This window comes from Occallatibacter savannae, assembly GCF_003131205.1.
Taxonomy (GTDB): Bacteria; Acidobacteriota; Terriglobia; order Terriglobales; family Acidobacteriaceae; genus Telmatobacter; species Telmatobacter savannae.
In genome coordinates this window covers 162,450-185,497 of sequence record NZ_QFFY01000003.1, presented here as the reverse complement: position 1 = coordinate 185,497, position 23,048 = coordinate 162,450, and the positions used below count along the sequence as shown (strand labels likewise).

The 23,048-nt window shown below is 59.2% G+C and carries 17 protein-coding genes; 15 read left to right on the top strand and 2 right to left on the bottom strand.

The window, feature by feature from the left end:
- The first annotated feature begins 170 nt into the window (after positions 1-170).
- The 3 genes from DHV10_RS12545 to DHV10_RS12535 all read left to right on the top strand — a co-directional run bounded on the left by DHV10_RS12545 (position 171) and on the right by DHV10_RS12535 (position 4,443).
- The gene (locus DHV10_RS12545) at positions 171-1,796 is read left to right on the top strand and encodes an adenosine deaminase family protein (protein ID WP_162601478.1); all 1,626 of its coding nucleotides are present in this window, start codon (positions 171-173) and stop codon (positions 1,794-1,796) included.
- Between the two features lie 68 nt (positions 1,797-1,864).
- A complete protein-coding gene (locus tag DHV10_RS12540; protein ID WP_109486721.1) occupies positions 1,865-3,064 on the top strand; it encodes a threonine synthase in 1,200 nt (399 codons plus the stop codon).
- 2 nt (positions 3,065-3,066) lie between these two features.
- Positions 3,067-4,443 (top strand): dicarboxylate/amino acid:cation symporter, encoded by a 1,377-nt coding sequence (locus DHV10_RS12535; protein WP_239461598.1) that lies wholly within the window; start codon positions 3,067-3,069, stop codon positions 4,441-4,443.
- A 14-nt stretch (positions 4,444-4,457) separates the two neighbouring features.
- On the opposite strand, the gene DHV10_RS12530 is transcribed toward DHV10_RS12535, so the two are convergent.
- On the bottom strand, positions 4,458-5,990 hold the full coding sequence (locus tag DHV10_RS12530; protein ID WP_109486720.1) for a fumarate hydratase: 1,533 nt from the start codon (positions 5,988-5,990) through the stop codon (positions 4,458-4,460).
- A 277-nt stretch (positions 5,991-6,267) separates the two neighbouring features.
- On the opposite strand from DHV10_RS12530, the gene DHV10_RS12525 reads away from it, so the two are divergent.
- Entirely contained in the window at positions 6,268-6,588 is a 321-nt protein-coding gene (locus DHV10_RS12525; protein ID WP_109486719.1) for a hypothetical protein, read from the top strand.
- Between the two features lie 22 nt (positions 6,589-6,610).
- Here DHV10_RS12525 and DHV10_RS12520 read toward each other — a convergent pair whose 3' ends face one another.
- A complete protein-coding gene (locus tag DHV10_RS12520) occupies positions 6,611-7,159 on the bottom strand; it encodes a DUF488 domain-containing protein (protein WP_109486718.1) in 549 nt (182 codons plus the stop codon).
- A gap of 68 nt (positions 7,160-7,227) precedes the next feature.
- On the opposite strand from DHV10_RS12520, the gene DHV10_RS12515 reads away from it, so the two are divergent.
- The 11 genes from DHV10_RS12515 (at position 7,228) to DHV10_RS12470 (ending at position 23,037) form a co-directional block, all read left to right on the top strand.
- Complete coding sequence (locus DHV10_RS12515; protein ID WP_109486717.1) at positions 7,228-8,517, top strand: MFS transporter; 1,290 nt, start codon at positions 7,228-7,230, stop codon at positions 8,515-8,517.
- A gap of 66 nt (positions 8,518-8,583) precedes the next feature.
- The gene (locus DHV10_RS12510; protein WP_109486716.1) at positions 8,584-9,639 is read left to right on the top strand and encodes a YpdA family putative bacillithiol disulfide reductase; all 1,056 of its coding nucleotides are present in this window, start codon (positions 8,584-8,586) and stop codon (positions 9,637-9,639) included.
- Positions 9,640-9,768: 129 nt separating this feature from the next.
- A complete protein-coding gene (locus DHV10_RS12505) occupies positions 9,769-11,640 on the top strand; it encodes a sensor histidine kinase (protein ID WP_109486715.1) in 1,872 nt (623 codons plus the stop codon).
- Between the two features lie 182 nt (positions 11,641-11,822).
- Positions 11,823-12,566: a BON domain-containing protein gene (locus DHV10_RS27130; RefSeq protein ID WP_162601477.1), complete on the top strand. Its 744-nt coding sequence runs from the start codon at positions 11,823-11,825 to the stop codon at positions 12,564-12,566.
- A gap of 14 nt (positions 12,567-12,580) precedes the next feature.
- A complete protein-coding gene (locus tag DHV10_RS27125) occupies positions 12,581-13,252 on the top strand; it encodes a hypothetical protein (RefSeq protein ID WP_162601451.1) in 672 nt (223 codons plus the stop codon).
- 318 nt (positions 13,253-13,570) lie between these two features.
- The gene (locus tag DHV10_RS12495; RefSeq protein WP_109486714.1) at positions 13,571-15,547 is read left to right on the top strand and encodes a peptidyl-prolyl cis-trans isomerase; all 1,977 of its coding nucleotides are present in this window, start codon (positions 13,571-13,573) and stop codon (positions 15,545-15,547) included.
- Between the two features lie 134 nt (positions 15,548-15,681).
- Positions 15,682-17,217 (top strand): 4-alpha-glucanotransferase, encoded by a 1,536-nt coding sequence (gene malQ / locus DHV10_RS12490; protein WP_109486713.1) that lies wholly within the window; start codon positions 15,682-15,684, stop codon positions 17,215-17,217.
- Between the two features lie 65 nt (positions 17,218-17,282).
- Entirely contained in the window at positions 17,283-18,080 is a 798-nt protein-coding gene (locus DHV10_RS12485; protein WP_204101404.1) for an ABC transporter ATP-binding protein, read from the top strand.
- On the top strand, positions 18,068-19,777 hold the full coding sequence (locus DHV10_RS12480) for a hypothetical protein (RefSeq protein ID WP_109486712.1): 1,710 nt from the start codon (positions 18,068-18,070) through the stop codon (positions 19,775-19,777). The genes DHV10_RS12485 and DHV10_RS12480 overlap by 13 nt, the downstream gene beginning before the upstream one ends.
- 150 nt (positions 19,778-19,927) lie before the next feature.
- The gene (locus DHV10_RS12475; protein WP_162601476.1) at positions 19,928-20,464 is read left to right on the top strand and encodes an RNA polymerase sigma factor; all 537 of its coding nucleotides are present in this window, start codon (positions 19,928-19,930) and stop codon (positions 20,462-20,464) included.
- Positions 20,461-23,037 (top strand): FecR domain-containing protein, encoded by a 2,577-nt coding sequence (locus tag DHV10_RS12470; RefSeq protein WP_109486710.1) that lies wholly within the window; start codon positions 20,461-20,463, stop codon positions 23,035-23,037. The genes DHV10_RS12475 and DHV10_RS12470 overlap by 4 nt, the downstream gene beginning before the upstream one ends.
- Positions 23,038-23,048 lie beyond the last annotated feature (11 nt).

Below are 23,048 nucleotides of genomic sequence, written 5' to 3'. Positions count from 1 at the left end.
TGCAATCGAAACCGCGACGCGTCTGTCCTCCGCGCGCCCAAAGGTCACGCGATCCGCACATACCGGTACTGTGCCGCACAAAGATGACTTTTCCATGAACGCCAAGGCTCCCTCTCGCCCGAGATAACGCTTCCCAAGTGAAGTTGTCCTCGTAAACTGGAATGCAAAGCATGCTCACCCAATCTCTTCGCCTCTCCCGGCTCGTGTCGTCCACGCTGGTTACCTCGGTGCTGAGTCTCGGACCCGCGGTTGCCCTCGCCGCTGCACCGCAACAAGGCGCGTCGACCCGCGCTGAGCATGAAGCGCATGCGACACGTGCCTATGAGCGTGCCGTGCATCAGGGGCCGCTCGCAGTGCAGGCTTTCCTCGCAACATTTCCCAAGGGTGCGGATCTGCACTTTCATCTCACGGCCGGCGTATATGCCGAGACATTGATCCGCGCGGCCGCTGAGGACAGAGTGTGCATCGATGCGGATAAGGCGCAATTTGCGCGCGACGAGCAGGGTAAGACGCTCAAGGAGCCATGTGCAGCGCCTCTGGTTTCAGCGGCGGAGCTGAACGGAAGCAGTCTCACGCCCGCGGAGCAGGATCTATACGATCGCATTGTCGACGCCTTCTCGTTGCGCAACTACGTTCCGACCTCCGGCTACAGCGGACACGATCAATTCTTTGCAACATTCGATCGATTCGGCGGTCTCGACAAAGGGCACATCGGTCAGTGGCTCGACGAAATCACGCGGCGGTCTGATGCGGAGAACAATCAATACCTCGAGCTGATGCATACGCCTTCTTTCGGCCATGCGGCGCGCATTGCCCACGAGATCGGCTGGAATCCTGACTTCAGTCAGATGCGGCAAAGCTTGCTCGATCATGGCCTGCGCGATGAGATCGCGACGGATCGCGAGGAGATTCAAAGGGCCGTCTCGGCCCGGAGCGAGATTCAGAAGTGCGGCACGCCTCAGGCGAGCTCAGCTTGCAAGGTAGAAGTGCGCTTCATCTACCAAATACTTCGCGCATACTCGCCTGAACAGGTCTTCGCGCAGACGCTGCTTGGCGTCGAAACGGTGGAGCAGGCCATCGATCAGGGCTCAGACGACTGGGTGGGCCTCAACTTCGTTCAGCCGGAAGACTACTTGGTCTCGATGCGCGACTACTCGCTGCACATGAAAATGATCGACTACCTTCACGGTCTCTATCCCAAGGTGCACATCACCTTACACGCTGGAGAGCTCGCCCCGGGTATGGTTCCACCCGAGGGTTTGAGATTTCACGTCCGGCAAGCAGTGGAGATCGGGCACGCCGAACGCATCGGACACGGCGTTGACGTGATGTTTGAAAACGAAGCCCCCGAACTGCTGAAAGAGATGGCTCGCAAGCACGTCATGGTCGAGATCAATCTCACGTCCAATGACGGTATCCTTGGCATCACGGGCGACCGGCACCCTTTCCAGTACTACCGGGCAGCGCACGTTCCCGTCACCCTTTCTACGGACGATCAGGCTGTAAGTCGTATCGATCTGACGCACGAGTATGTCAGGGCCGCGAACGAATACCACTTAAGCTATGCAGATCTGAAGCAATTGGTGCGTACCGGAATGGAGCACAACTTCTTGCCGGGCTCGAGCCTCTGGGCAGTGCGCGATGCATTCGACGCTCTGTCACCTGCATGCCGAGGCCAGGTCGTTGGTGAACCTAAGCCATCCGAGTCGTGTAAGAGCTTTCTGGATGCGAACGAGAAAGCGGCAGCTCAGTGGGAACTGGAACGTCGTTTCCGCGAGTTCGAAGCGAAGTATTGAAATGTGGCCAGCTGATTAGTCTCACAGCTTCGGTGCGGGTAAGCTGATTCAGTAGTCAAAAGGAATCGATGCCATCCATTGCTTTTCTTGAGTGCGCACGCTGCCATGCTCGCATCTCTGCAGATATCCCGCAGACCGTCTGCCCGCAGTGCCTCACCGCACCGGCAGGGTCGCTTTTCGTTCGGTACGATCTTTCCACGCTGAAGAGTACGGATCCTCGAAATGTGATCGAACGCGATGCCGCCGGCCCTTGGTCGGGAATGTGGCGCTATCGATCCGTCCTGCCCTCAGCGGATCCGGTTACGCTTGGCGAAGGCTGGACTCCGATGCTCAAGAGCCGGCGCCATCCCGCCGCGTGGCTGAAGGAAGAAGGCGCAAACCCGACCGGAAGCTTCAAAGCCCGCGGGCTCTCGATGGCCGTCACAATGGCGCGACACTACGGCCTGAAGAAGCTCGCCGTGCCATCTGCCGGCAACGCAGCCGGCGCGCTGGCGGCGTATGCCGCTGCGGCTCAGATCGAGGCCTACATCTTTATGCCACGCGACGTGCCCTTCGCCAACTATGTCGAGGCGGTCGCATATGGTGCTCACGTGCAGCTGGTGGACGGTCTTATCTCCGACTGCGCTCGCGTGGTAAGCGAGCGGAAGCAGCAGGAAGGATGGTTCGATATCTCCACGCTCAAAGAACCCTTCCGCGTCGAAGGCAAGAAGACCATGGGCTACGAATTGGTGGAGCAGCTTGGCTGGGAGTATCCCGACGCAGTTTTCTATCCCACGGGCGGCGGCGTTGGTCTCATCGGAATGTGGAAAGCATTCGAAGAGATGGAGCAGCTCGGCTGGGTCCGCGGCAGCAAGCGTCCCAGGATGATCGCGGTGCAATCTACCGGATGTGCCCCCGTCGCACGCGCCTTTGAGCAGGGCGAAACCGTCAGTACCATGTGGCAGGATGCCGCAACCTTCGCAGCTGGCCTTCGCGTCCCGAAGCCGTATGGCGATGCCATCATCCTCGACATCGTACGCGCATCCGGCGGTCTGGCGATGGCGGTCAGCGACGATGAAATTCTGGCTTCCATCCTCGATTGGGGCCGCAATGAAGGTCTCTTCCTCTCGCCTGAGGGTGCCAGTGTCACGGCCGCCTACGATAAGCTCCTTGCCAGTGGCTATCTCCAGCCGAGTGATCGGGTGGTGTTATTCAACACCGGCGCCGGTTTGAAGTACACCGACATGACCGCAGCGGCAATGAAGCTGAAGGGTCTGGCTTCGAATTAGAAATGTCTACAACCGCCTCAATGCGCGCTGTTTCGAAGGACAGATTTGCGCGCTTATTTCTGCTAGCTGGAATTGCGCTGCTTGCGATTGGCTTCGCGAGTGCGTTTGTACACGCACCAGAAAAGGTCGCCCTCACCGTACGTTGTGTCGGGATCGGCGGTTTGTTGCTCTTTGCAGTGCGTCGGCCCTCGCTCATGACTTGGACGTTTCTTGCGATGATCGCGGGAATCGAACTTGGCATCGACGCGCCGCACCTCGCTGCTCAGGTCCGTCTGCCGGGCGACCTCTTCCTCCGGTTCATACGCATGATCGTCGCGCCGCTCCTGTTTGCCACCATCACAACCGGCATTGCGGGGCACAACGAACTCAAGTCAATCGGTCGCGTCGCGCTGAAAGCACTTGTTTTCTTCGAAGTCGTTACGACGTTGGGCCTGATCATAGGCGTGGTCGCGATGAATCTGTCTGGCGCTGGATGGGGCGTCACCTTACCAGCCTCAATTGAATCAGCACAGCCGGCATCCGCGGCGGCTCCGCAGACCTGGCAGCAGATCATCCTCAATCTCTTCCCGAACAACCTTGCCGAAGCCGTGGCACAGAATCAGATTCTTCAGGTCGCTATTTTTTCCATCCTTTTCGGCTCGGCGCTGGCCATGATCTCCGAGCCGAAGCGCAAGCCCTTGGTAGATGTACTGCAATCGCTTGTCGAAGTAATGTTTCAGCTCACGCGTTTCATCATGTACCTCGCGCCGCTCGCAGCAGGAGCAGCCATCGCCTATACCGTTGGGAATACCGGAATCGCGACTCTGCTACCTCTCGTTAAGCTGGTGGGCACCTATTATGTCGCCCTGACCGCCTTTGGCCTTTTCGTCTTGACGCCGACTCTCGTGCTCTTTCGCGTTCCGGTTCGCAAGTTCATTGCGGCGGTCGGCGAGCCGGCAGCCGTCGGATTCGCGACCACAACTTCGGAGGCGGCGCTCCCGCTTGCAATGGAACGCATGGAGGAGTTCGGGGTCCCGCGCTGGATCGTCTCCTTCGTCATTCCCACTGGCTACAGCTTCAACATGACCGGCGGTAGCGTGTATCTCTCCATGGCCGCAATCTTCGTCGGCCAGGCTGCCGGGATGCACCTCGCATTCGGCCGCCAACTAGCCATCGTACTCGTTCTGATGGCGGCCAGCAAAGGCATAGCAGGAGTGCCTCGAGCCTCGCTCGTGGTGCTATTGGCAACCGCAAGTGCGGTGCATCTGCCCACCGCGCCAATTCTGCTCATCCTCGGCGTCGACACGTTGATGGACATGGGCCGAACAATGATGAACGTAGTCGGCAATTGTGCCGCCGCCGCTGTCATCGGCCGGACAGAATCCCCCGCCGCCTCCTGACACACGCTCGTCCCCTACTGCAGAATCGGAATCCCCGCAATCCGCCTTTGCCATTCCGCGGGCCCCGTCTGGTGCACGCTGATGCCCTTTGAATCGACCGCTACCGTAACCGGCATGTCGCGCACCTCAAACTCATAGATGCCTTCCATGCCCAAATCTTCGAAGGCAAGCTGGCGCGCACCAACAATTGCTTTCGAAACCAGGTATGCCGCACCGCCGACGGCCATCAGATAGACCGCACCGAACTCCTTGATCGCTTCAATCGCGACCGGTCCACGCTCAGCCTTGCCCACCATGCCCAGCAGACCCGTCTCCGCCAGCATCTGCCGCGTGAAGTTGTCCATGCGTGTCGCGGTGGTTGGCCCCGCAGGCCCAATGACCTCTTCGCGGACAGGATCCACCGGACCAACGTAGTAGATGAACCTGTCCTTGAAGTCAACCGGAAGCTTCTCGCCGCGGTTCAGCATATCTGTCATCCGTTTGTGCGCTGCGTCGCGGCCTGTCAGTAGCTTCCCATTTAGAAGGAGTACCTCACCCGGTTTCCAGGTTGCCGCATCCGCGCGAGTCACCGTGTCGAGATTCACGCGCTTTGCAGTTGAGACATCGTACGTGAGTTTCGGCCACGCATCGAGCGATGGCGGATCAAGGTAAGCGGGGCCTGAGCCATCGAGAACCACGTGTGCGTGCCGGGTTGCCGCGCAGTTCGGAATCATGGCTACTGGGAGATTAGCCGCATGGCAAGGTACATCCAGAACCTTTACATCGAGCACAGTGGTAAGGCCGCCCAGGCCCTGTGCACCGATACCGAGCCGGTTGACCTTATCGTAGAGCTCAACGCGCAGCTTCTCCGCAGTTGTCTTCGGACCACGCGCGATCAGGTCCTGAATGTCGATCGGATCCATCAGAGACTGTTTGGCCAGCAACATCGCCTTTTCGGCCGTTCCGCCAATGCCAATTCCGAGCATCCCCGGAGGACACCATCCAGCGCCCATCGTCGGCACGGTCTTAAGTACCCACTCCACTACCGAATCAGAAGGGTTCAGCATCACAAATTTACTTTTCGCCTCTGACCCTCCACCCTTTGCCGCGACCGTAATCTCGACCGTATTGCCGCGCACCAGCTCGACGTTCACCACCGAGGGAGTGTTGTCTCGCGTGTTCTTGCGGGTGCCCGCGGGATCGGCGAGCATCGAGGCGCGAAGAGTATTGTCCGGATCCGTATAGGCGCGGCGCACCCCCTCATCAACCATTTCCTGAACGTCCAGCACTGGAGCGCCCCCGTCGGGCCCTTCGAAGCGCACACCCATGCCAACCTTGACGAATGCATTGACGACGCCAGTGTCCTGGCAGATTGGCCGATGGCCTTCAGCGCACATCCGGCTATTGATCAAAATCTGCGCCATCGCGTCCTTGGCGGCAGGGGATTGCTCGCGTTCGTAAGCGCGTGCGAGGTTCTCGATGTAGTCGGTCGGGTGGTAGTAGCTGATGTACTGCAGCGCGCCATAGACGCTGGCGATGAAGTCTTCCTGCTTGATGACGGTGGTCATAAGAACTCCCCTGGGTCGCTCCAACTCTCTAGGGTAACGGAGGTGGCACGTCAGGCTCTACCGGAGCTTGCTTGGGCCTGGCCTTGTTTCCCCTATCACATCGCCATCAGCTAGCTTCGTACTATGATCCAGGCGAACTAAGAGAGGCTCTCGTAAACCAGTGACGTGGACCCACAAGCGGTTATTAGCGCGCTACACGCGTACAGCTTTGATTGCATCGCTCGGCTCGTGTTCTGTGCTCCTCGCAAACGCAAGGTCAAAGCGAGATGTCTATCCCATGCCATGCGACGTGCTATGGACGGCGGTAAAGAACACGCTGAATACTCCTGACAATTACGGTGTTCTCGCCGTGAATGACCTAGCCCTGCATGCGTCATTCAATGTGATCGGAAATCTGGTCAAGTACACGGGCCGAGTCACGCTGATAGAGCAGGATGGCGGCTGCAGGATGAACCTGCAGATGCTGCAGGTCGGTGCCGACAATTCCGATGAGCGCGGGTTCCGGAAGCGGCTCAAGCGGTCGCTCGCCAAAATCGAGCAAGCGAAGCCAGTCCCCTTACGGGACGAGAGGCCGGCATTAGTCGTAGGACAGCAGTAAGCGTTCCAACTCCGTTTCATATCTAGTTTGCGCTGAAGAGTGAGCCCGATTCATTTGGATCCGGGTACGTCGCCTGTCCATTTACGGGCTTGAGAAAGGGTGTGAGCTTGTGCGCGGCAGGCGAGGCTGCGCTGATGATGTCGCGAACCTCCCAACCCTTGAGCATCAGCGCATCCGCGATCAGCGAGCGATGGCACCGCCACGGTACGGCCTCGGCGCACATGATCGCGGTCGGCCGAGCGAGAGCGATTTCGATGAGAGCGTCCAATCCCTCTACAAACGGAGTGGTCGCCATATAGTCGGCATATCCACGGAACGAGGTATTCCGCCAGCCGGTGTTGATGGAGTCCTTCCGGCTGTGGCGTCGCCCTCCAAGCGCTTTCAGATGTGTGTACCCGATCCCGGCTTCGCTCAGAGCGGAGGCAAAGTCCTCCGAGTTGAACTGCGGAACATGGCGCGATTTCGGGATCGAGCGCACATCGACCAGATGCCGCACACCGTGCGCCTCGAGCAGCGCAATGAACTCTCCGATCGAGCGCGTGGAGTGGCCGATGGTAAAGAGGACAGGCACTAACAAATCGTAATGCGGTCAGCATGACAGGAGTTGCCCGCCCGTGATTGAGTAGAGAACGACACCTGATGACCTCCTCCCCCGCGATCGGCAACAAGCTCATCAACACGCCCCGCCAGGTCTTGTTCGCAAGCCTGGTGGGAACGGCCGTTGAATTCTTCGACTTTTACATCTACGCGACTGCGGCAGTTCTCGTGTTCCCAAAGCTGTTCTTTCCCAAGAGTGATCCCGCTTCGTCGGTGCTGGCTTCGCTGGCCACATTCGCCATCGCGTTTGTCGCGCGGCCCATTGGATCGGCTCTTTTCGGGCACTTTGGCGACAGGATCGGGCGCAAGCGGACGCTGGTTCTCGCGCTCCTGACGATGGGCATCTCTACATTCGTGATCGGGACGTTGCCCTCTTATCACGCCATCGGAATCGCCGCGCCTGTTCTGCTTGCATTTTGCCGGTTCGGGCAGGGAATCGGGCTCGGCGGCGAGTGGGGTGGCGCCGTATTGCTCGCCGTCGAGAACGCTCCGCCTTCCAAGCGCGCTTTCTACGGGATGTTTCCGCAATTGGGAGCACCGTTGGGCTTCTTGCTTTCCGGCGGAATCTTTCTCGCCCTCTCGCGTTGGCTCACCGATGCTCAGTTCTTTGCGTTCGGCTGGAGGCTTCCGTTCCTCGCCAGTGCGGTCCTGGTTCTGCTCGGCCTCTATGTGCGCCTGTCGATCACGGAGACTCCTGTGTTCGAGTCGGCAATGAAAAAAGCGAGACCGGCGCAGGTTCCGATTGCAGAAGTTTTTCGTAGGCACACACGCGATGTGATAGCCGGAATCCTGGTGTGCATGGCAACCTTCGTTCTCTTCTACCTGATGACGGTCTTCGCGCTCTCGTGGGGAACAACGGCGCTCCACTATCCGCGTGCGGAGTTCCTGGTTATGCAGCTGATCGCGGTGGTGTTCTTCGGAGCCACCATTCCGCTCTCCGCGTGGATGGCTGAGCGTGGCCGACGACCGGTTATGTTTGGCGTCTCGTTTCTGATCGCTGTGTTTGGGCTGTTCATGGCTCGAATGTTTGCGGCGGGTCCCACCGGCGCGCTCTGGATGATGAGCTTGGGTCTGGCACTGATGGGAATCACCTATGGCCCGCTGGGAACAGTAGTGTCTGAACTGTTCCCAACCCCTGTGCGATATACGGGTTCTTCACTGGCATTCAGTATGGCGGGAATACTGGGTGCCTCACTTGCTCCTTACATCGCCACCTGGCTCGCCGAGAGCTTCGGGCTGGCATACGTCGGATACTACCTGTCCGCCTCGGCAGTCCTGTCGATCCTCGGCCTGCTCATGATTCGCGAAACCAGCGGAGAAGAACTGAAGTAAACGCCAGAGACGCCAATTCGTCCGAAGCAAGTACAAGCTACCTCGCCCATGCCCTAATCTGGAGGCATGGCGGATTTTCCTGCAGATTCTATCCCCGACGCAAAACCCTCCTCAACGCTCGAACGCGAGAGAGCGAACTCTCCAGATGCGCTTTACGATGTGCTGGTCATTGGAGCGGGGCCCACGGGCCTGGCCTGCGCAATCGAGGTGCAGAAAGCCGGCTTCAAGGTGGTGGCAGTCGACAAAGGATGCATCTGCAACTCGCTCTTCCACTATCCCTCGCACATGACATTCTTCACCACTCCAGAATTGCTGGAGATCGGCAACATCCCATTTCCAAGCCCCAACCCTAAGCCGACGCGCAACGAAGCGCTGCAGTATTACCGCCTCGTCGCAGCGCACTACAAGCTCGACGTACGGCAGTATGAGCGGGTTGAGAGCGTCGCGGGAGCAGACGGGCATTTTATGGTGCACACCGAGGATCGCTTCGGTAGGAGAGGGCAGCTCAAAACGCGCAAGCTGATCGTCTCCACCGGCTATTACGATCTCCCGAATCTCATGCACATTCCCGGTGAGAATCTAAGCAAGGTCCACCACTACTACAACGATCCGCACCCCTATTTCGATACCGACGTGATGGTCATCGGAGGCAAGAACTCCGCAGCCATCGCCGCGCTTGAACTCTGGCGCAGCGGTGCGCGCGTCACGCTCGTCCATCGGCACGAGGCCATGCACCGGCATGTAAAGTACTGGATCAAGCCGGACATCGAGAACCGGATCAAAAACGGCGAAATCAAAGCCTGCTTCCATACCGAAGTCGTCGAGATAGCTGAAGACTCCGTTGTGCTGAAGACGCCGCATGGGCTTCAGACCGTCAAAAACGACTTTGTCTTTGCGATGACCGGCTATCACCCTGACTTCAGCTTTCTTCAAAGCATGGGGGTGCGGTTCGAAGGGCCGGACAAACTGCCCGTTTGTAATCCGCAGACGTTGGAGAGCAACGTGCCAGGCATATTCCTGGCCGGGGTAATCGTCGCCGGTTCGCGCACCAATGAAATCTTCATCGAGAACGGCCGATTCCACGGCGGCCAGATTGCCCGCGCACTGCTCGCGCAAAATTAGCACGAGCATTTCTACAGCTGCCCTTATCAGGTTGTGAGACTCCCGAGTAACTTCGTGCCGAGTACATTTGTCCGCTTTTCCGGTACACTCTTGTAACACGGGCTCCCCCATGATCCTGAGGTTTAGCTAATGCGCTGGTGGTGGCCGCGCACTGTTCGCTGGCAATTAATCACCTGGCTCATGCTGCTGGAGGCGCTGTCTGTCGCCCTTTTCGCCCTGGTTCTCATTGAGATTCAGGGGCGGGAGATCCGGCAGCGCGCGCTTGAGCGGCTTGAGCATCAGGCGACCTCTGTGGCCGTCCAGGCGCAGGAGGCCTACCGTGCCAATCGTCCTGACATCCTGGTCACTTCGCTGAAGATGATGGGCGCTGCTCCCAGCGTGGCGCAGGCCAAAATCACCGATATGGCGGGAAATGTCCTCTACGTCAGCGATGGCGAGCCTGCCAGGTTCCCGCTCGATCCCGCTGAAAAACAGCAGATCGCCCGAGTGCAGGCGCACATGCCGCTCGTATTCTCGTTCGGCGACCGGCGGTGGGAAGGTGTCAAGGCAATCTACGACGGAGAGCGTCTGACCGGCTACGCATGGGTCGAGACCGATCGCTCGTGGGATAGCGAGCAGTTGAACACCGTACTTCACAGTTCTCTCTCCTTCGGCTTCATCTGGATGGGCGCTTCGGGACTTTTGATACTGCTGCTTTCGCGGTCGATATCCCGCCCGCTCAACGTACTTCACGGCGGCACGCGAGCCCTGATGGAGGGTCCGGAGGCCAGGGCCAAATTCCCACTCCCTGTATCGACGGACAACGAGTTTGGCGATCTCATCGAGGCATTCAACCGCATGGTTGCGGCTCTGGAAGAGCAGAGAGCAGGACTGAATGACACGCTTTCATTGCTCGACTCCATGCTCGCGAACGCGCCAGTCGGGCTTGTGTTCTTCGATCGTCGATGCAGGATCGTTCGCGTGAATGAAGTGTTTGCCGAGATGACCGGCGTTCCGGTCGGCCGGCAGCTCAGTCGAACCGTGACGGAATTTCTGCCTTCCGCCATCGCGCAGCGACTCGAAGAAGCTGTACGCCACGTGGTCGAGACCGAGATGACTGTCCACGACCTCGAACTGAGCGGCCAGGAAGACGGTCGAGCAGCGTGGACATGGCTCGTCACCGCATATCCGGTAAGACCGGCTCAGGAGGAAGTGCGCTGGATCGGTGTCATCGTAATGGACGTGAGCGAACGCAAGCGCAGCGAAGATGCCCTGCGGAGAACGGAAAAGCTTGCTGCCACCGGCCGGCTCGCCGCGTCAATCGCGCACGAGATCAATAATCCTCTCGAGGCAATCACCAATCTCCTGTACTTGCTGCGCAGGTTCTGCAGGCTCGATGATTCCGCGCTGAATTACGTGACAATCGCCGAACGTGAAGTGCGGCGGATGTCTGAGATCACGCAGCAGACACTTCGCTTCTACCGTCAATCAACCTTGCCCGGACGCACGACAATGGCGGAGTTGCTCGACTCCGTGCTGGACATGTACAACGTGCGCCTGCACACGCTGGGAATTCAGCTCGAACGCAATTACGAGCCCGGCCTCGACCTCTATTGTTTTGCCGGTGAACTGCGCCAGGTCATCGCCAATCTCGTCAGCAATGCCATGGACGCCACCGCAGGAGGCGGCAGGCTGATCGTGTCTGCACGCAAATCGAAGGACTGGGTGCACCCCCAGCGCGATGGAGTTCGCATCACCATTGCGGATACCGGAAGCGGCATGAATGCCGAAGTGAGGGATCGACTTTTCGAAGCATTCTTCACTACCAAAGGGGCCACAGGCACCGGCTTGGGCCTGTGGGTAAGCCACGAGATCATCCTGAAGCACCACGGCGTCGTGCACGTTCGCAGCCGCGAAGGTGCGGGCACGGTATTTCAACTCTTCTTCCCCGACGACGAGGATTTGACTCGTGCAGTAGCGGCTGAAGCTCAAGCCGCCGCCCAGGCTCCCGCCGAGGCGTAAAGCTTTCACAACTAGCCAGTTGGGCGCCTTCGCCTCGTAGCGGAAGGCGTTACCAAGGGGCGAAACTTTTCCGAAAAGGCCGTGTTAACAACCATGACTGCGTTAGGATTACGCCGTCAGAACAGGTACTTCGGCGCAAGATGCTCAGAACGAAGCTTCTGCGCATGCGGGAGACACCAGAGATGAACAGGCCACGGATGATGAAAGCTTTTCCCCGCGCAACGGCGTGGGTTGCTGTGATTGCCTTAAGTGGAGCGATTGCACTCGCGCAGGATGGGGCTCCTGCGAACGGTTCTCGGAGCGATGGCCAGATCGAGATGGACGTGGTCCATGCGCTCGACGGATCGCAGGCCCTCAAGAACGATCTGATCACCGCCGCGACCATTCAAAGCGAAGTCACGCTTTCCGGCACCGTGGCGAGCGACTCGTCAAAACAACTTGCAGAATCGATCGTCAAGGCCGTGCCAGGGGTTTCGAAAGTTCATAACAACTTGAAGGTTGGCAATCCGGCTGACGACGCCAACGCGCAGGGTGCTCCCGCCAACGACCCCGCAAACGACGATATGGCCGACGCACAGGCCATGCCTTCTCAGGACTCTCCTAACCAGCCCTACGATCAGAATCCGAGCTACGGCGACAACTCCGGCCAGAATGAGCCGCCCAGCATCAATCAGGCTCCGCCCCCCGACTGGGGCAATGGGCAAAATCCGCGGCAGCAGAATTACCCGCAGCGTCCTGCTTACGGCCAGCAGCAGCCCTATCCTCAGCAGCAAGCATACGGGCAGGGCTACCCCGACCAGGGGCAATATGGCCAACAGGCACCCCCCCCTCCCCCCCGGGGTACGGGCAGCCTTACCCACAGCGCCCCGGGTATGCTCAGGCGCCTCCGCCGCCTCGATACAACATTCCCCGTGGGCCGGTTGTAATCCCGCAGGGAACCATGGTTCAGCTTCGGACCAGCGAGGCCGTGAACAGCAAACACGCCAGGGGTGGCGAACCAATCCAGTTCACCGTAATCCAGGATGTGACCGTCGCCGGAGCGCTGGCGATACCCCGCGGCGCCACCATTCACGGTGTCATTGCAGACGTTAAACGGCCCGATCCGGGTGCGCTCACAGGCAGCAACGAACTTGCGCTCGAGTTGACCTCGCTCGACCTGATGGGACAAAGCTACCCGCTCCAGTCTGATCTTTTCCGCGTGAAGGGCCCCGGGAAAGGCGGCCGCTCTGCTGGCAATGTAGTGGGCGGAGCGCTACTCGGTGCAATCATCGGCGGAGCAGTCGGCGGCGGAACAGGTGCTGCGGTCGGCGCGGTTGCCGGCGGCGGAACGGGTGCAGCCGTTTCGGGTGCGACTTCCGGACCAGGTGTCTGGATTCCGGCTGAGGCATTGGTGACCTTCCATCTGTCTACGCCCGTCACGGTCGAGCCGGTAACACCGGAAGGAGCCATGCGCCTCGCGCAGGGACTTTACCCCGGCGGTCCGCAACTCTACCAGCGACGCGCATACGCTTATCCCTACCGGCCCTACAGGCCTTACCCATACGCTGCCTACTACGGCCCGGTGTATTACCGGCCGTACTACATGGTTGGCGGGTACTACTACTGGCGTTAGGCAGACTTTGAACACTTCGAAGCTCGGGTAAGACGGCCATTCCCGGGGCGTAAGACAACGATCCAGTTGTAAGACAATGGGCACCCCACCCGGGTGCCCATGATGTTTTCTCGAAGTGCCCGTCGCAGCTCGATCTACGCCCCCTCAACTTCCTCCCAGGCGACAACCGGAAACCAGCCTCGTCTATAATGTTGAGGAATCGCCACGAGCGAAATTGCGCGTTTTCAGGGATGAGCCCGGCTGAGTTTTGCCGCGTGAGTCTCACGGCTTCACGATCATCCTGTCCGCGCATAGAGAGTTGAAGGCTACCGCCCACCCATGATCCGTTTTCTGCAGTCGAAAGACAATCGTCTCGTTAAAGCCCTGTTCATCGTCATCATCGCCGCTGCCTCGGTGTCCATGGTCGTATACCTGATCCCGGGTCTTGCAGCTGGCGGCACGATCTCGGCCAGCACCTACGCCGTGGTGTACCCGCACTGGTACAGCAAGATCTTCGCGAGCGGCCAGGAGATCAGCGAACAGAAGGTCGAACAGCAGACTCGGCAAAGGTTGCAGCAGCAGAACCCCCAGTACGCATCCAACCCGATGATCGTTAACATGTTCAAGCAGCAGATCGGGCAGCAGATGGTTCAGCAGGAAATCCTGTTGGCGGAAGCCGAAAAGCTGGGTGTCACTGCGACCAATGAGGACGTTAACAGCTTCCTCCATCAGGGCCAGGCGGGGCAGATCCTGTTCCCGAACGGAAAGTTCATCGGACAGGATCAGTACACCTCGTTGATCGCAAGCCGCTTCGACATGTCGGTGCCCGACTTCGAAGAGAGCGTGCGTCACGACATCATCATCCAGCGGCTTCGGGCTTATGTAACGGCGGGTGTAAACGTCGGCGAAAAGGAAGCCCGCGAAGAGTACGTCAAGGAGAACACCAAGATCAAGTTCCAGTACGCGGTGCTTTCCTCCGACGACATTCGTAAGTCCATCAATCCCAGCGATGCCGAGTTGGAAGCCTTCTTCAAGAAGAATGCTTCCCGGTATGCGAACGCCGTTCCGGAAGAGCGCACAATCCAGTACTTCGCCTTCACGCCCAACGATGTACCGGGCGGCGTCCAGCAGCCCACACAGCAGGAGATTCAGGCGTATTACAACGCGCACAAGGGCGAGTATTCAGTTCCGGAACAGGCCAAGGCACGGCACATCCTCATTCAGCTTGCCCCGAATGCAGATGCCAAAGCGGATTCCGCAGCAAAGGCCAAGGCCGAAGAAGTGCTCAAGCAGCTTCAGAATGGCGGAAACTGGACCGAACTCGCCAAAAAAGACTCGGACGATCCGGGCAGCAAGGAAAATGGCGGCGAACTCGGTTTCGCGCGCCGCGGGATGATGGTGCCGCAGTTTGACAACGCGATCTTCACGCAGAAGATTGGCGACATCAAGATCATCAAGACACAGTACGGCTACCACGTAGTTCAGGTGGAAGAACGCACGCCGGCCCACACGCAGGACTTGAACGAGGTTCTTCCCACAATTCAAGCCACCCTGCTGCGCCAGAAATCGACAGGCGCGCAGGAGTCCTACGCCAAAGCGCTCACATCGGAAGCGATCAAGAACGGCCTCGACAAGACTGCCGCGGCGCATCACCTTCAGGTACTCACGACTCCTCCAATCAATCAGCAGGGCGTGATTCCCGCCTTGCCGGATGGCCAGCAGTTGATCTCGCGTGCGTTTGCATCCAAGCCGAGCGATCCGCCACAGTCCGCTCCGACCGGTGAAGGGTATGCAATTTTCCAGGTCAAGAGCGTCGCGCCGGCACACGCGCCGAGTTTCGCGGACTGGAAGAGCCACGTTCTCGATGACTTTAAGAACGACCAGGTTCCAGCGCTACTGAGCCAGAAGACAGCAGAGCTCGCAGCCAAGGCGAAGGCAGAGAACGATCTTGCCAAGGCAGCGAAGGAGGTTGGCGCTACGGTAAAGACCAGCGACCTCGTTGACCAGCGTGGACAGGTGCCTGATTTCGGTGCCGTGGGCCAGGTGGCTCCCCAGCTCTTCGACATGGCTCCGGGAGCGATCAGTGGGCCCATCAATGCGGGCCGCACTGGCGTGGTAGCCAGGCTCGAAGATAAGCAGCAGCCCAACGACGCTGACATCGCAAAGAACCTGGATCGCATGAAGGACCAGCTTCTCGATGAGAAGCAGCAGGAAGCTTTCCAGGTCTTCGCCAGCAACGTAATCAGCGAATACCGCAAGAAGAATCTTGTTCGCGTTAACTCGCAGTCGCAACAGCCCCCGCAAACGGGCGAATAGATACCGGAATCCCTGGGGGGATAAGGCCCGCTTTCGATTGATTGGAAGCGGGCCTTGGTGCATCTGGGCCCGACTCTTGGGACGACCCCACAAGCCGCAATCATCGGAGCAGCTGCATCAGAGAGAATAGTTGCATGGATTTTCAGCGGTCATCGGGCGTCCTACTACATATCAGTTCATTGCCTTCTTACGGGAGTATCGGGGATTTCGGTCCTGCGGCCCACGAGTTCATCGAGTTCCTCGCTGCTGCGAAACAGCATGTCTGGCAGGTGCTTCCCCTCTGTCCCACTGGTTATGGACACTCGCCTTACGCTGGGTCTTCGGCGTTCGCAGGGAATCCATACCTGATCAGCCTCGAGTATCTTGCCGACTGGGGCTGGATTGACGGCGAGCGTATCGCGGGTCTCGCTGGTCGTGGCGGAAATGTTGTCTTCGAGGAGATCGAGACGCGCAAGCTTCCGCTGCTGTACGAAGCGGCTGGCAACTTCCTCGACAGGGCTCCGCACGATTCCGAACTCGCCGGACAATGGCACCGTTTTCAGGACTTCTGCGCGTTGGAGTCGAACTGGCTTACTGACTACGCGCTTTATGCGGAGTTGCGGCGAAGGTACAACACGGGCGCCTGGACTGCGTGGCCGGATGAAATTCGCCGCCGCGATCCCAAAGCTCTCGCAAAGATCGCAGCAGAGGCGGGCAGAACGTTGGCTCAGGAGCAGGTCCTGCAGTTCGCGTTTGCCACTCAGTGGGCAAACTTGCGCTCTGCAGCTGCACAGCACGGCATTCGCATTCTCGGCGACGTGGCTATCTTCGTCAGCATGGATTCCGCGGATGTGTGGGCCAATCCGGAGATCTTCGAACTAGACGATGAGCTCAAGCCGATTCACATAGCTGGGGTACCACCTGACTATTTCTCGCCTACCGGACAGAGATGGGGGAATCCTCTTTATCGATGGGACGTGCTGGAGAAGCGCGGGTTCGACTGGTGGGTGGACCGCATGCGCAGGTCACGTGCTCTCTATGACATCATTCGGCTCGATCACTTCCGCGGCTTCGCGGCCTACTGGTCCATACGCGCCGATGAGGTCACCGCCATCAATGGCGAGTGGATCACGGCTCCAGGTCTTGAGCTATTCCGCACGCTCGAGACGGTGCTCGGCCCACTGCCGCTCGTCGCCGAAGATTTGGGTCTTATCACTCCGGACGTGGATGCTCTGCGCCTGGCTCTGGCAATGCCGGGTATGCGTGTGCTGCAGTTTGGTTTCAGCGACAAGGGGGCGCACATGCACCTGCCCCATCAGTTCGTCCCGGGAATGGTGGCGTACACCGGAACCCACGACAATGACACTACGCAGGGCTGGTGGAGTGTGACAGGCGATGTGGAGCACGCGGCAGTTGAAGCGCTCGTGGGCCCCGTGCAGGGTAAACCGACTTGGCCGCTCATTCGCTCGGCCGCATCAAGTGTTGCGCAAGTCTCGATCTACCCGGTTCAGGATCTGCTCGAGTTAGGTTCTGAGGCCCGGATGAATACGCCCGCAATACCGCATGGAAACTGGAGCTGGCGCGTACCGGAAGGGAGCTGGACTGAATCCTTGGCTTTGCGTCTCGCGAGCATCGTCGAGGTGACTGACCGGAATAACGATCCTTTCGCCATCGGGGAACAGGGTCAGTAGCTCATGCTCGCAGTGTTACGGCTGTGGTATTGCCCGGCTCGTCGACCTTGATATCCTTGCCGCACATGGCAATTCCGGCGATTCAGACCCGTGGACTGACGCGGACCTTCGGCGCACTCACCGCGGTCCAGGATGTGACGTTCACGGTCGCAAGTGGCCAGTTCTTCGGTTTTCTCGGGCCTAACGGCGCCGGCAAGTCGACGACCATCAAGATGCTCACGGGCCTTCTCGAGCCGACGGCCGGGTCGATCGAAATTCTTGGAAAACCATTCAGCGCGGGCGCGCTCGACTTGAAGCGGCAGATCGGCGTCGTTCCCGAGGGCATGGCCCTCATGGGCCGGCTCACCGCCCCTGAATATCTGCGCTTCGTCGGTCGCATGTATGGGCTGGAACGCGAAACCGTGAACCGGCGCACAGAAGAACTTCTCGAGTTCATGCAACTGGCAGACGAACGCCGGAAACTGATTACAGACTTCTCTCATGGCATGCAGAAGAAACTCGCGCTCGCTGCAGCCGTGATTCACGGACCTCGCGTGTTGTTCCTCGATGAGCCTTTCGAGGGCGTGGATGCCATCGCCGCAGGCATGCTGAAGACCATGCTGCAAGGCATGATCAACCGCGGCGCGACCATCTTCCTCACTTCCCACGTGCTCGAAATCGTGGAGCGGCTTTGCAGTCACGTCGCCATCATTCAGCAGGGGCGGCTGGTGGCAAATGGGTCGATCGAAGAGCTGCGATCGGGCGTGGCGAGCACCCTCTTGGGAACGGAAAGCGAGCAACGCCTCACCCTGGAAGAGATCTTCCTATCCGTCGTGGGTGCGGGAGAACAGGAGACGCCACAGGAGCTTTCATGGCTGACCTAGGCGCATTGGCGGCCCCGGTATCCTCCAGCCCGTTCGGTTCCTTGGCCCGTCACCAGTACTCCGCCATCCTCTGGATGCGATACCGGATGCTTACCAACAGCATTCGCTCAATGCAGGGAGCTTTCGAGTTCAGCGCGAAGGGTGTGGCCTTCATCATTTACTCGATGATGGGAATGGGCCTGGGTATCGGGCTTGGGAGCGCGGCTTACGCGCTGGTCAGGACCGAGCACTTCCAGTACCTGCCCGCATTGTTTTGGACGGTGTTTCTCGTCTGGCAGGTGTTGCCGATCGCGCTGGCGTCCTTTCAGGAACAGTTCGATCTGAGCAGCTTGCTGCGCTTTCCGGTGAGCTTCGGATCCTTCTATCTGCTCAGCGTAGCCTTCGGCCTGGTGGACGTACCCGCGATTCTGGGCGGTATCTGCTGTCTCGGAATCTGGATCGGAACCACGCTGGCCCGGCCCGCTCTCGCGGGTTGGACAGCACTGATTCTTTTCACCTACGCGCTGTTCAACATCCTTCTGGGCCGGGCAGTGCTGGCATGGGTGGACAAATGGCTAGCCAAGCGCAGAACGCGTGAAATCGTCAGTGCTCTCTTTCTCCTCTTCATGCTGAGTTTGCAACTGCTGAACCCGGCATTGCATGAACAGCAGCACCCGCGACGTGCCCATCATGGCACGCAGCCCGGCGACGGGCAGAGCGTGATGAACAACTTGCCGAAGTGGGCGAAATCTCTGACGGTGGTCGAACCGTGGCTCCCGCCAGGAATCGCCGCAGACGGGATGCTCCAGGTCGCAGAAGCCGAGATGCGGCTGCTACCAAGGTCGATAGCGGGTCTAATTGCCTATATCTTCGCTTCAGCCGTAGTGCTTGGCTTCAGGTTGCGTGCTGAGTACGCTGGCGAGCGTTTGAGTGAAACGCCCGCTGCCCGAAAACGATCTGCGGAAGACTCCAAATGGCTGCTCGATGGCTCGGGCCCTATCGCCGCGGTCATCGAGAAGGAACTGCGCATCGTACCTCGATCCATGCCGCTGCTCTTTGCGATGGGTGCCCCGCTGCTTACCGTACTGGTCATCAGTTCGGTGCTGAAGAATACGAACGATACGGGCCACGCTTTCACTTGGGCATTCCCGCTGTGTGTCTGTTATGCACTGCTCGGCTTCACCCAGATGATCTTCAACAATCTGGGCTCGGAGGGGACTGCAATCCAGGTGCTGTTTCTCTCACCAACGCCGATGCGGACCGTGCTGCTTGCAAAGAACCTCCTTCATGGAGCTTTGTTCTGTGTCGTGGCTTCTCTGGCCGCGGTGTTCGCAGCGATTCGCCTTGGCTGGCCGGACGCCACGCTCGCGGCTACAACCGCTGCCTGGGTCTTATTCGCCGTCCCGACCAATCTCGCTGCAGGAAACCTGCTGTCGATGACGATGCCCTATCGAGTGAACCTCGGGCGACTTTCAAGGCAACGCGGCTCGCAAGCCAGCGCCCTGGTTAGCATGCTGATTCAGTTGCTCGTGATTGGGTGCGGCGTTCTCATTACCGAACTCTGCACATTCCTCGGCCGGAGTTGGATGGCTGCACCTTGCCTTCTGGTGCTGGCCGCGATCTCTGGGGTCGTGTGGTTCAGGGTTCTGGCTCATGCCGACTCCCTGGCTAACCGTAATCGCGAGAACCTGATCACAGTGTTGGCAAAGACGGAATAGACGAAGATCGAGCCCCCTCATCGCTTGCAAATCTCGGCTAACCCCTGCATTTTTGAACTGATCTAGCGTTTTTGGCGTACAGGACCACAGCTGGATTAATATTCGGCTGGTTCTCACGTCATCCATATGAACGCTCAGAAAGGGCAACCCGTGGCGATCGCCATCCCAACCATGCCGGCGGTGGAAACGCGTGAGCGTCTTTCCGATCTGTTCGCGATGCATCATCGCCGCGTTCTGATGGCTGCTTACCGAATCACCGGCAGCATGGCAGACGCGGAAGATATAGCGCAGAGCGTCTTCCTCCGGCTCACGGCGGGCGACGACCTCGCCATGAGCAATGCGGGTAGCTATCTGTACAGGGCTGCCATCAACGGAGCACTCGACCTGCTCCGGCGAAGGCAGACCGAGTCCCTCGACTCCGCCGCCTCTGTCCCATCGCAAGGGCGAGGGTCACGACCGGAAGCTGAGGCAGCCGCTGGTCAGTTGGTTGAATGTCTACGTACAGCGCTTGGGGAGCTAAGCCCACGCGCGGCAGAGATGTTCACGCTGCGTTATGTGGAAGAACTGGACAACCGCGAGATCGCCGCACTGATGCACACGTCGCAAGCCGTAGTTGCCGTGACGCTGCACCAGGTGCGATCGAAGCTGAAGAAGCGGTTGAGCGAGATGGAACGGGGGAACCGATGAAGAATCAGGACGAAATTCTGCTGGATCAAGCCACCGAAGCAATGCGCGCAGTGAAACCGAGTGCGGACGACCTGGCTGTTTCTGCCGATAAGGTTGCGAAAAGGCTAGGGATCGTATTCGCTGCGAGTGCAGATGCGGTCGAGAGCTGCGACGACATGCGGCCGCTCCTCGATTCATATCGTGCAGGCACACTGCCGGTAACGCGAGCTTTGCTGGTCGAAGCGCACCTGCGCGAGTGCGCCGTATGCTACCGCCGCTTGCGTACCGGCTCGGGAGCAGTGAACTGGTCGGTCCCAAAGGTCGTGCCCATCCGACCCAGGATACGTCCGCTTGCGATGGCCTGGGCGATGGCCGCGTCGCTCGCAGTCGCGGCGGCTGGTCTCTTTGTGTATCAGGCATATTGGCAGGTACCGCCCGGTGTTCGCGCGGAGGTGCAATCCATCGACGGATCCGCATCTCTCATCACCGATTCAGGCGATCGGCTTCTCGCCCCGGGTGCGCAACTGCATGACGGCGATATTCTGCGGACGAGCGGCGGGTCGCATGCCGTTGTTCGACTCGCTGACGGCTCAACCGTAGAAATGAACGAGCGCAGCGCGCTGGGCTTCCAGGCACGCGGTCATAACGCAACCCTCGATCTCGATCGCGGCGCTGTGATCGTTAAGGCCATGCATCGCAAGTCGGGGCATCTGTACGTGCAGACCGAAGATTGCCGCGTTGCGGTGACCGGCACCGTATTCTCTGTGGATTCCGGCATCAAGGGGTCCCGGATAGGTGTTCTGCAGGGCGCTGTTGAGGTTCGCCATTCCGGTGTTCGGTCCATGGTGCATGCTGGCGATATGTTCTCCACGACGGAGAACCTCGCGCCGGAGCCGCTGACTGAACAGGTGGCTTGGAGCCCGAATCGCAATGAGTACCTGGAACTGCTTGCGCAGTTCTCAATGCTGCAACACAAGATCGAGCAGATCCCGATGCCGCAGCCGCGCTACGGGAGCGACCTGCTCAACCGCGTGCCGGCGGACACGCAACTTTATGTCAGCGTCCCCAATCTGGGCGACTTCGTCACGCAGGCAAAATCGATCTTTGACGATCAGCTGAAGCAAAGCCCCGTGCTGCAGAAGTGGTGGAACACAGGCAGGCAGGACAAAACTGCTCAGCTGGACGAGCTGGTGAACAAGGTTCACGATATGAGCCAGTACATCGGCGACGAGATGGTCATCGTTGCTTTGAAACAGCAGACAGGGCCCGGTTTCGCCGTCGTTGCGGACGTACAGCGCCAGGGGTTGGCGGCTCTGCTGAAGCAGGAGTTCGCAAAAGAAGGCCATGAGGGTCTGACCGTGCTCGACGAGAACGGCCTGAATTCGACTGCGACTGGCGGACACGGCGGATACGCCTTGGTTCGCGAAAAGGAAGTTATCTTTTCCAACAGTATCGAAACCCTCAAGACCATCGATGCGCAGCTCAATGCGGGCGCAAGTGGATTCGCAACCGGCGACTTCGGTCAGCAGATCGCAGCGGCCTACAATCGCGGTGCGGGAATCATTCTTGCTGCTAACCTGCAGCGCATGATGGAAGAAGCAGGAGTGCATGGCGGCAAGCATGCGTCTGCATTCATGCAGGAATCAGGCGTAAGCGGCGTGCGCTACCTGATCGCCGAACATCGCCAGACGAACAATGGAATCGACAACCACCTGAATCTCCAGTTCTCCGGCAGTCGCCAGCGCGTGGCTTCCTGGCTAGGGGCGCCGGCTCCGGTGGGTTCTCTCGATTTCGTCTCGCCGAATGCCGCACTGGTGGTTGCAGGAGTGACCAAAGAACCGGCATCCATCCTCGACGACATGATGGCAATGATGGCCGGCAACGACCACAAAACCGATGAGTTCAACAAGGCCCAGGCAGAATTAGGCATCGACATCCGCAACGATCTTGCAGCAAATCTCGGCGGGGAGTTTACCTTCGCGCTCGACGGTCCGGTGTTGCCTACACCATCGTGGAAGATCGTGGCCGAGGTGAAAGACTCTGCGCGATTCCAGTCAACGCTCGAGCGGCTTGTGCAGGCAGCCGGCACCCACTTCCAGAGCAAGGACAAGCACGGCATCGCGATCAGCAGCACGCAGTCCGGCGGACAGACCTTCTTTGAAGTTCGAGATCCGGGTACGGGCGCTCAAGTCGCGGAGTACACCTACGCAAGCGGGTATATGATCCTCGCGCCGACGCGTGCTCTGCTGATGGAAGCCATGCAGGCGCATACTTCGGGCAACACGCTGGCTCACTCGTCCAGCTTCAAAGCGCTCCTGCCCGTGGATCAGAACGAGAATTACTCAGCGGTTGCGTATCAGAACCTGGGGCCCGTGCTGACGCCGCTGTTGTCCCAGATGAGCGGCTCGTCGGCGGACGCCATCAGGAAATTGGCTGCAGATTCTCATCCCACTGCAATCTGCGCGTGGGGCAAGGATTCACGAATCGAAGCAGCAAGCAACAGCAACATGTTCGGCTTTGACTTCCTCACCTTGGGCCAGATACTCAAGGCAGAGAAACAGGGCCAGCTGAGCAGCACGGAACTAAAGCAGTAAGCCACACGTAA

What these genes read in the sequence shown, in the direction of transcription:
- DHV10_RS12535 (WP_239461598.1), top strand. Translation starts at nt 3,067, where the DNA reads ATGTCTACAACCGCCTCAATGCGCGCTGTTTCGAAGGACAGATTTGCG.
- DHV10_RS12530 (WP_109486720.1), bottom strand. Translation starts at nt 5,990, where the DNA reads ATGACCACCGTCATCAAGCAGGAAGACTTCATCGCCAGCGTCTATGGC.
- DHV10_RS27125 (WP_162601451.1), top strand. Translation starts at nt 12,581, where the DNA reads ATGGTTCAGCTTCGGACCAGCGAGGCCGTGAACAGCAAACACGCCAGG.
- malQ (WP_109486713.1), top strand. Translation starts at nt 15,682, where the DNA reads ATGGATTTTCAGCGGTCATCGGGCGTCCTACTACATATCAGTTCATTG.
- DHV10_RS12470 (WP_109486710.1), top strand. Translation starts at nt 20,461, where the DNA reads ATGAAGAATCAGGACGAAATTCTGCTGGATCAAGCCACCGAAGCAATG.
- DHV10_RS12495 (WP_109486714.1), top strand. Translation starts at nt 13,571, where the DNA reads ATGATCCGTTTTCTGCAGTCGAAAGACAATCGTCTCGTTAAAGCCCTG.
- DHV10_RS27130 (WP_162601477.1), top strand. Translation starts at nt 11,823, where the DNA reads ATGAACAGGCCACGGATGATGAAAGCTTTTCCCCGCGCAACGGCGTGG.
- DHV10_RS12545 (WP_162601478.1), top strand. Translation starts at nt 171, where the DNA reads ATGCTCACCCAATCTCTTCGCCTCTCCCGGCTCGTGTCGTCCACGCTG.
- DHV10_RS12540 (WP_109486721.1), top strand. Translation starts at nt 1,865, where the DNA reads ATGCCATCCATTGCTTTTCTTGAGTGCGCACGCTGCCATGCTCGCATC.
- DHV10_RS12480 (WP_109486712.1), top strand. Translation starts at nt 18,068, where the DNA reads ATGGCTGACCTAGGCGCATTGGCGGCCCCGGTATCCTCCAGCCCGTTC.
- DHV10_RS12525 (WP_109486719.1), top strand. Translation starts at nt 6,268, where the DNA reads ATGCCATGCGACGTGCTATGGACGGCGGTAAAGAACACGCTGAATACT.
- DHV10_RS12515 (WP_109486717.1), top strand. Translation starts at nt 7,228, where the DNA reads ATGACCTCCTCCCCCGCGATCGGCAACAAGCTCATCAACACGCCCCGC.
- DHV10_RS12505 (WP_109486715.1), top strand. Translation starts at nt 9,769, where the DNA reads ATGCGCTGGTGGTGGCCGCGCACTGTTCGCTGGCAATTAATCACCTGG.
- DHV10_RS12510 (WP_109486716.1), top strand. Translation starts at nt 8,584, where the DNA reads ATGGCGGATTTTCCTGCAGATTCTATCCCCGACGCAAAACCCTCCTCA.
- DHV10_RS12485 (WP_204101404.1), top strand. Translation starts at nt 17,283, where the DNA reads ATGGCAATTCCGGCGATTCAGACCCGTGGACTGACGCGGACCTTCGGC.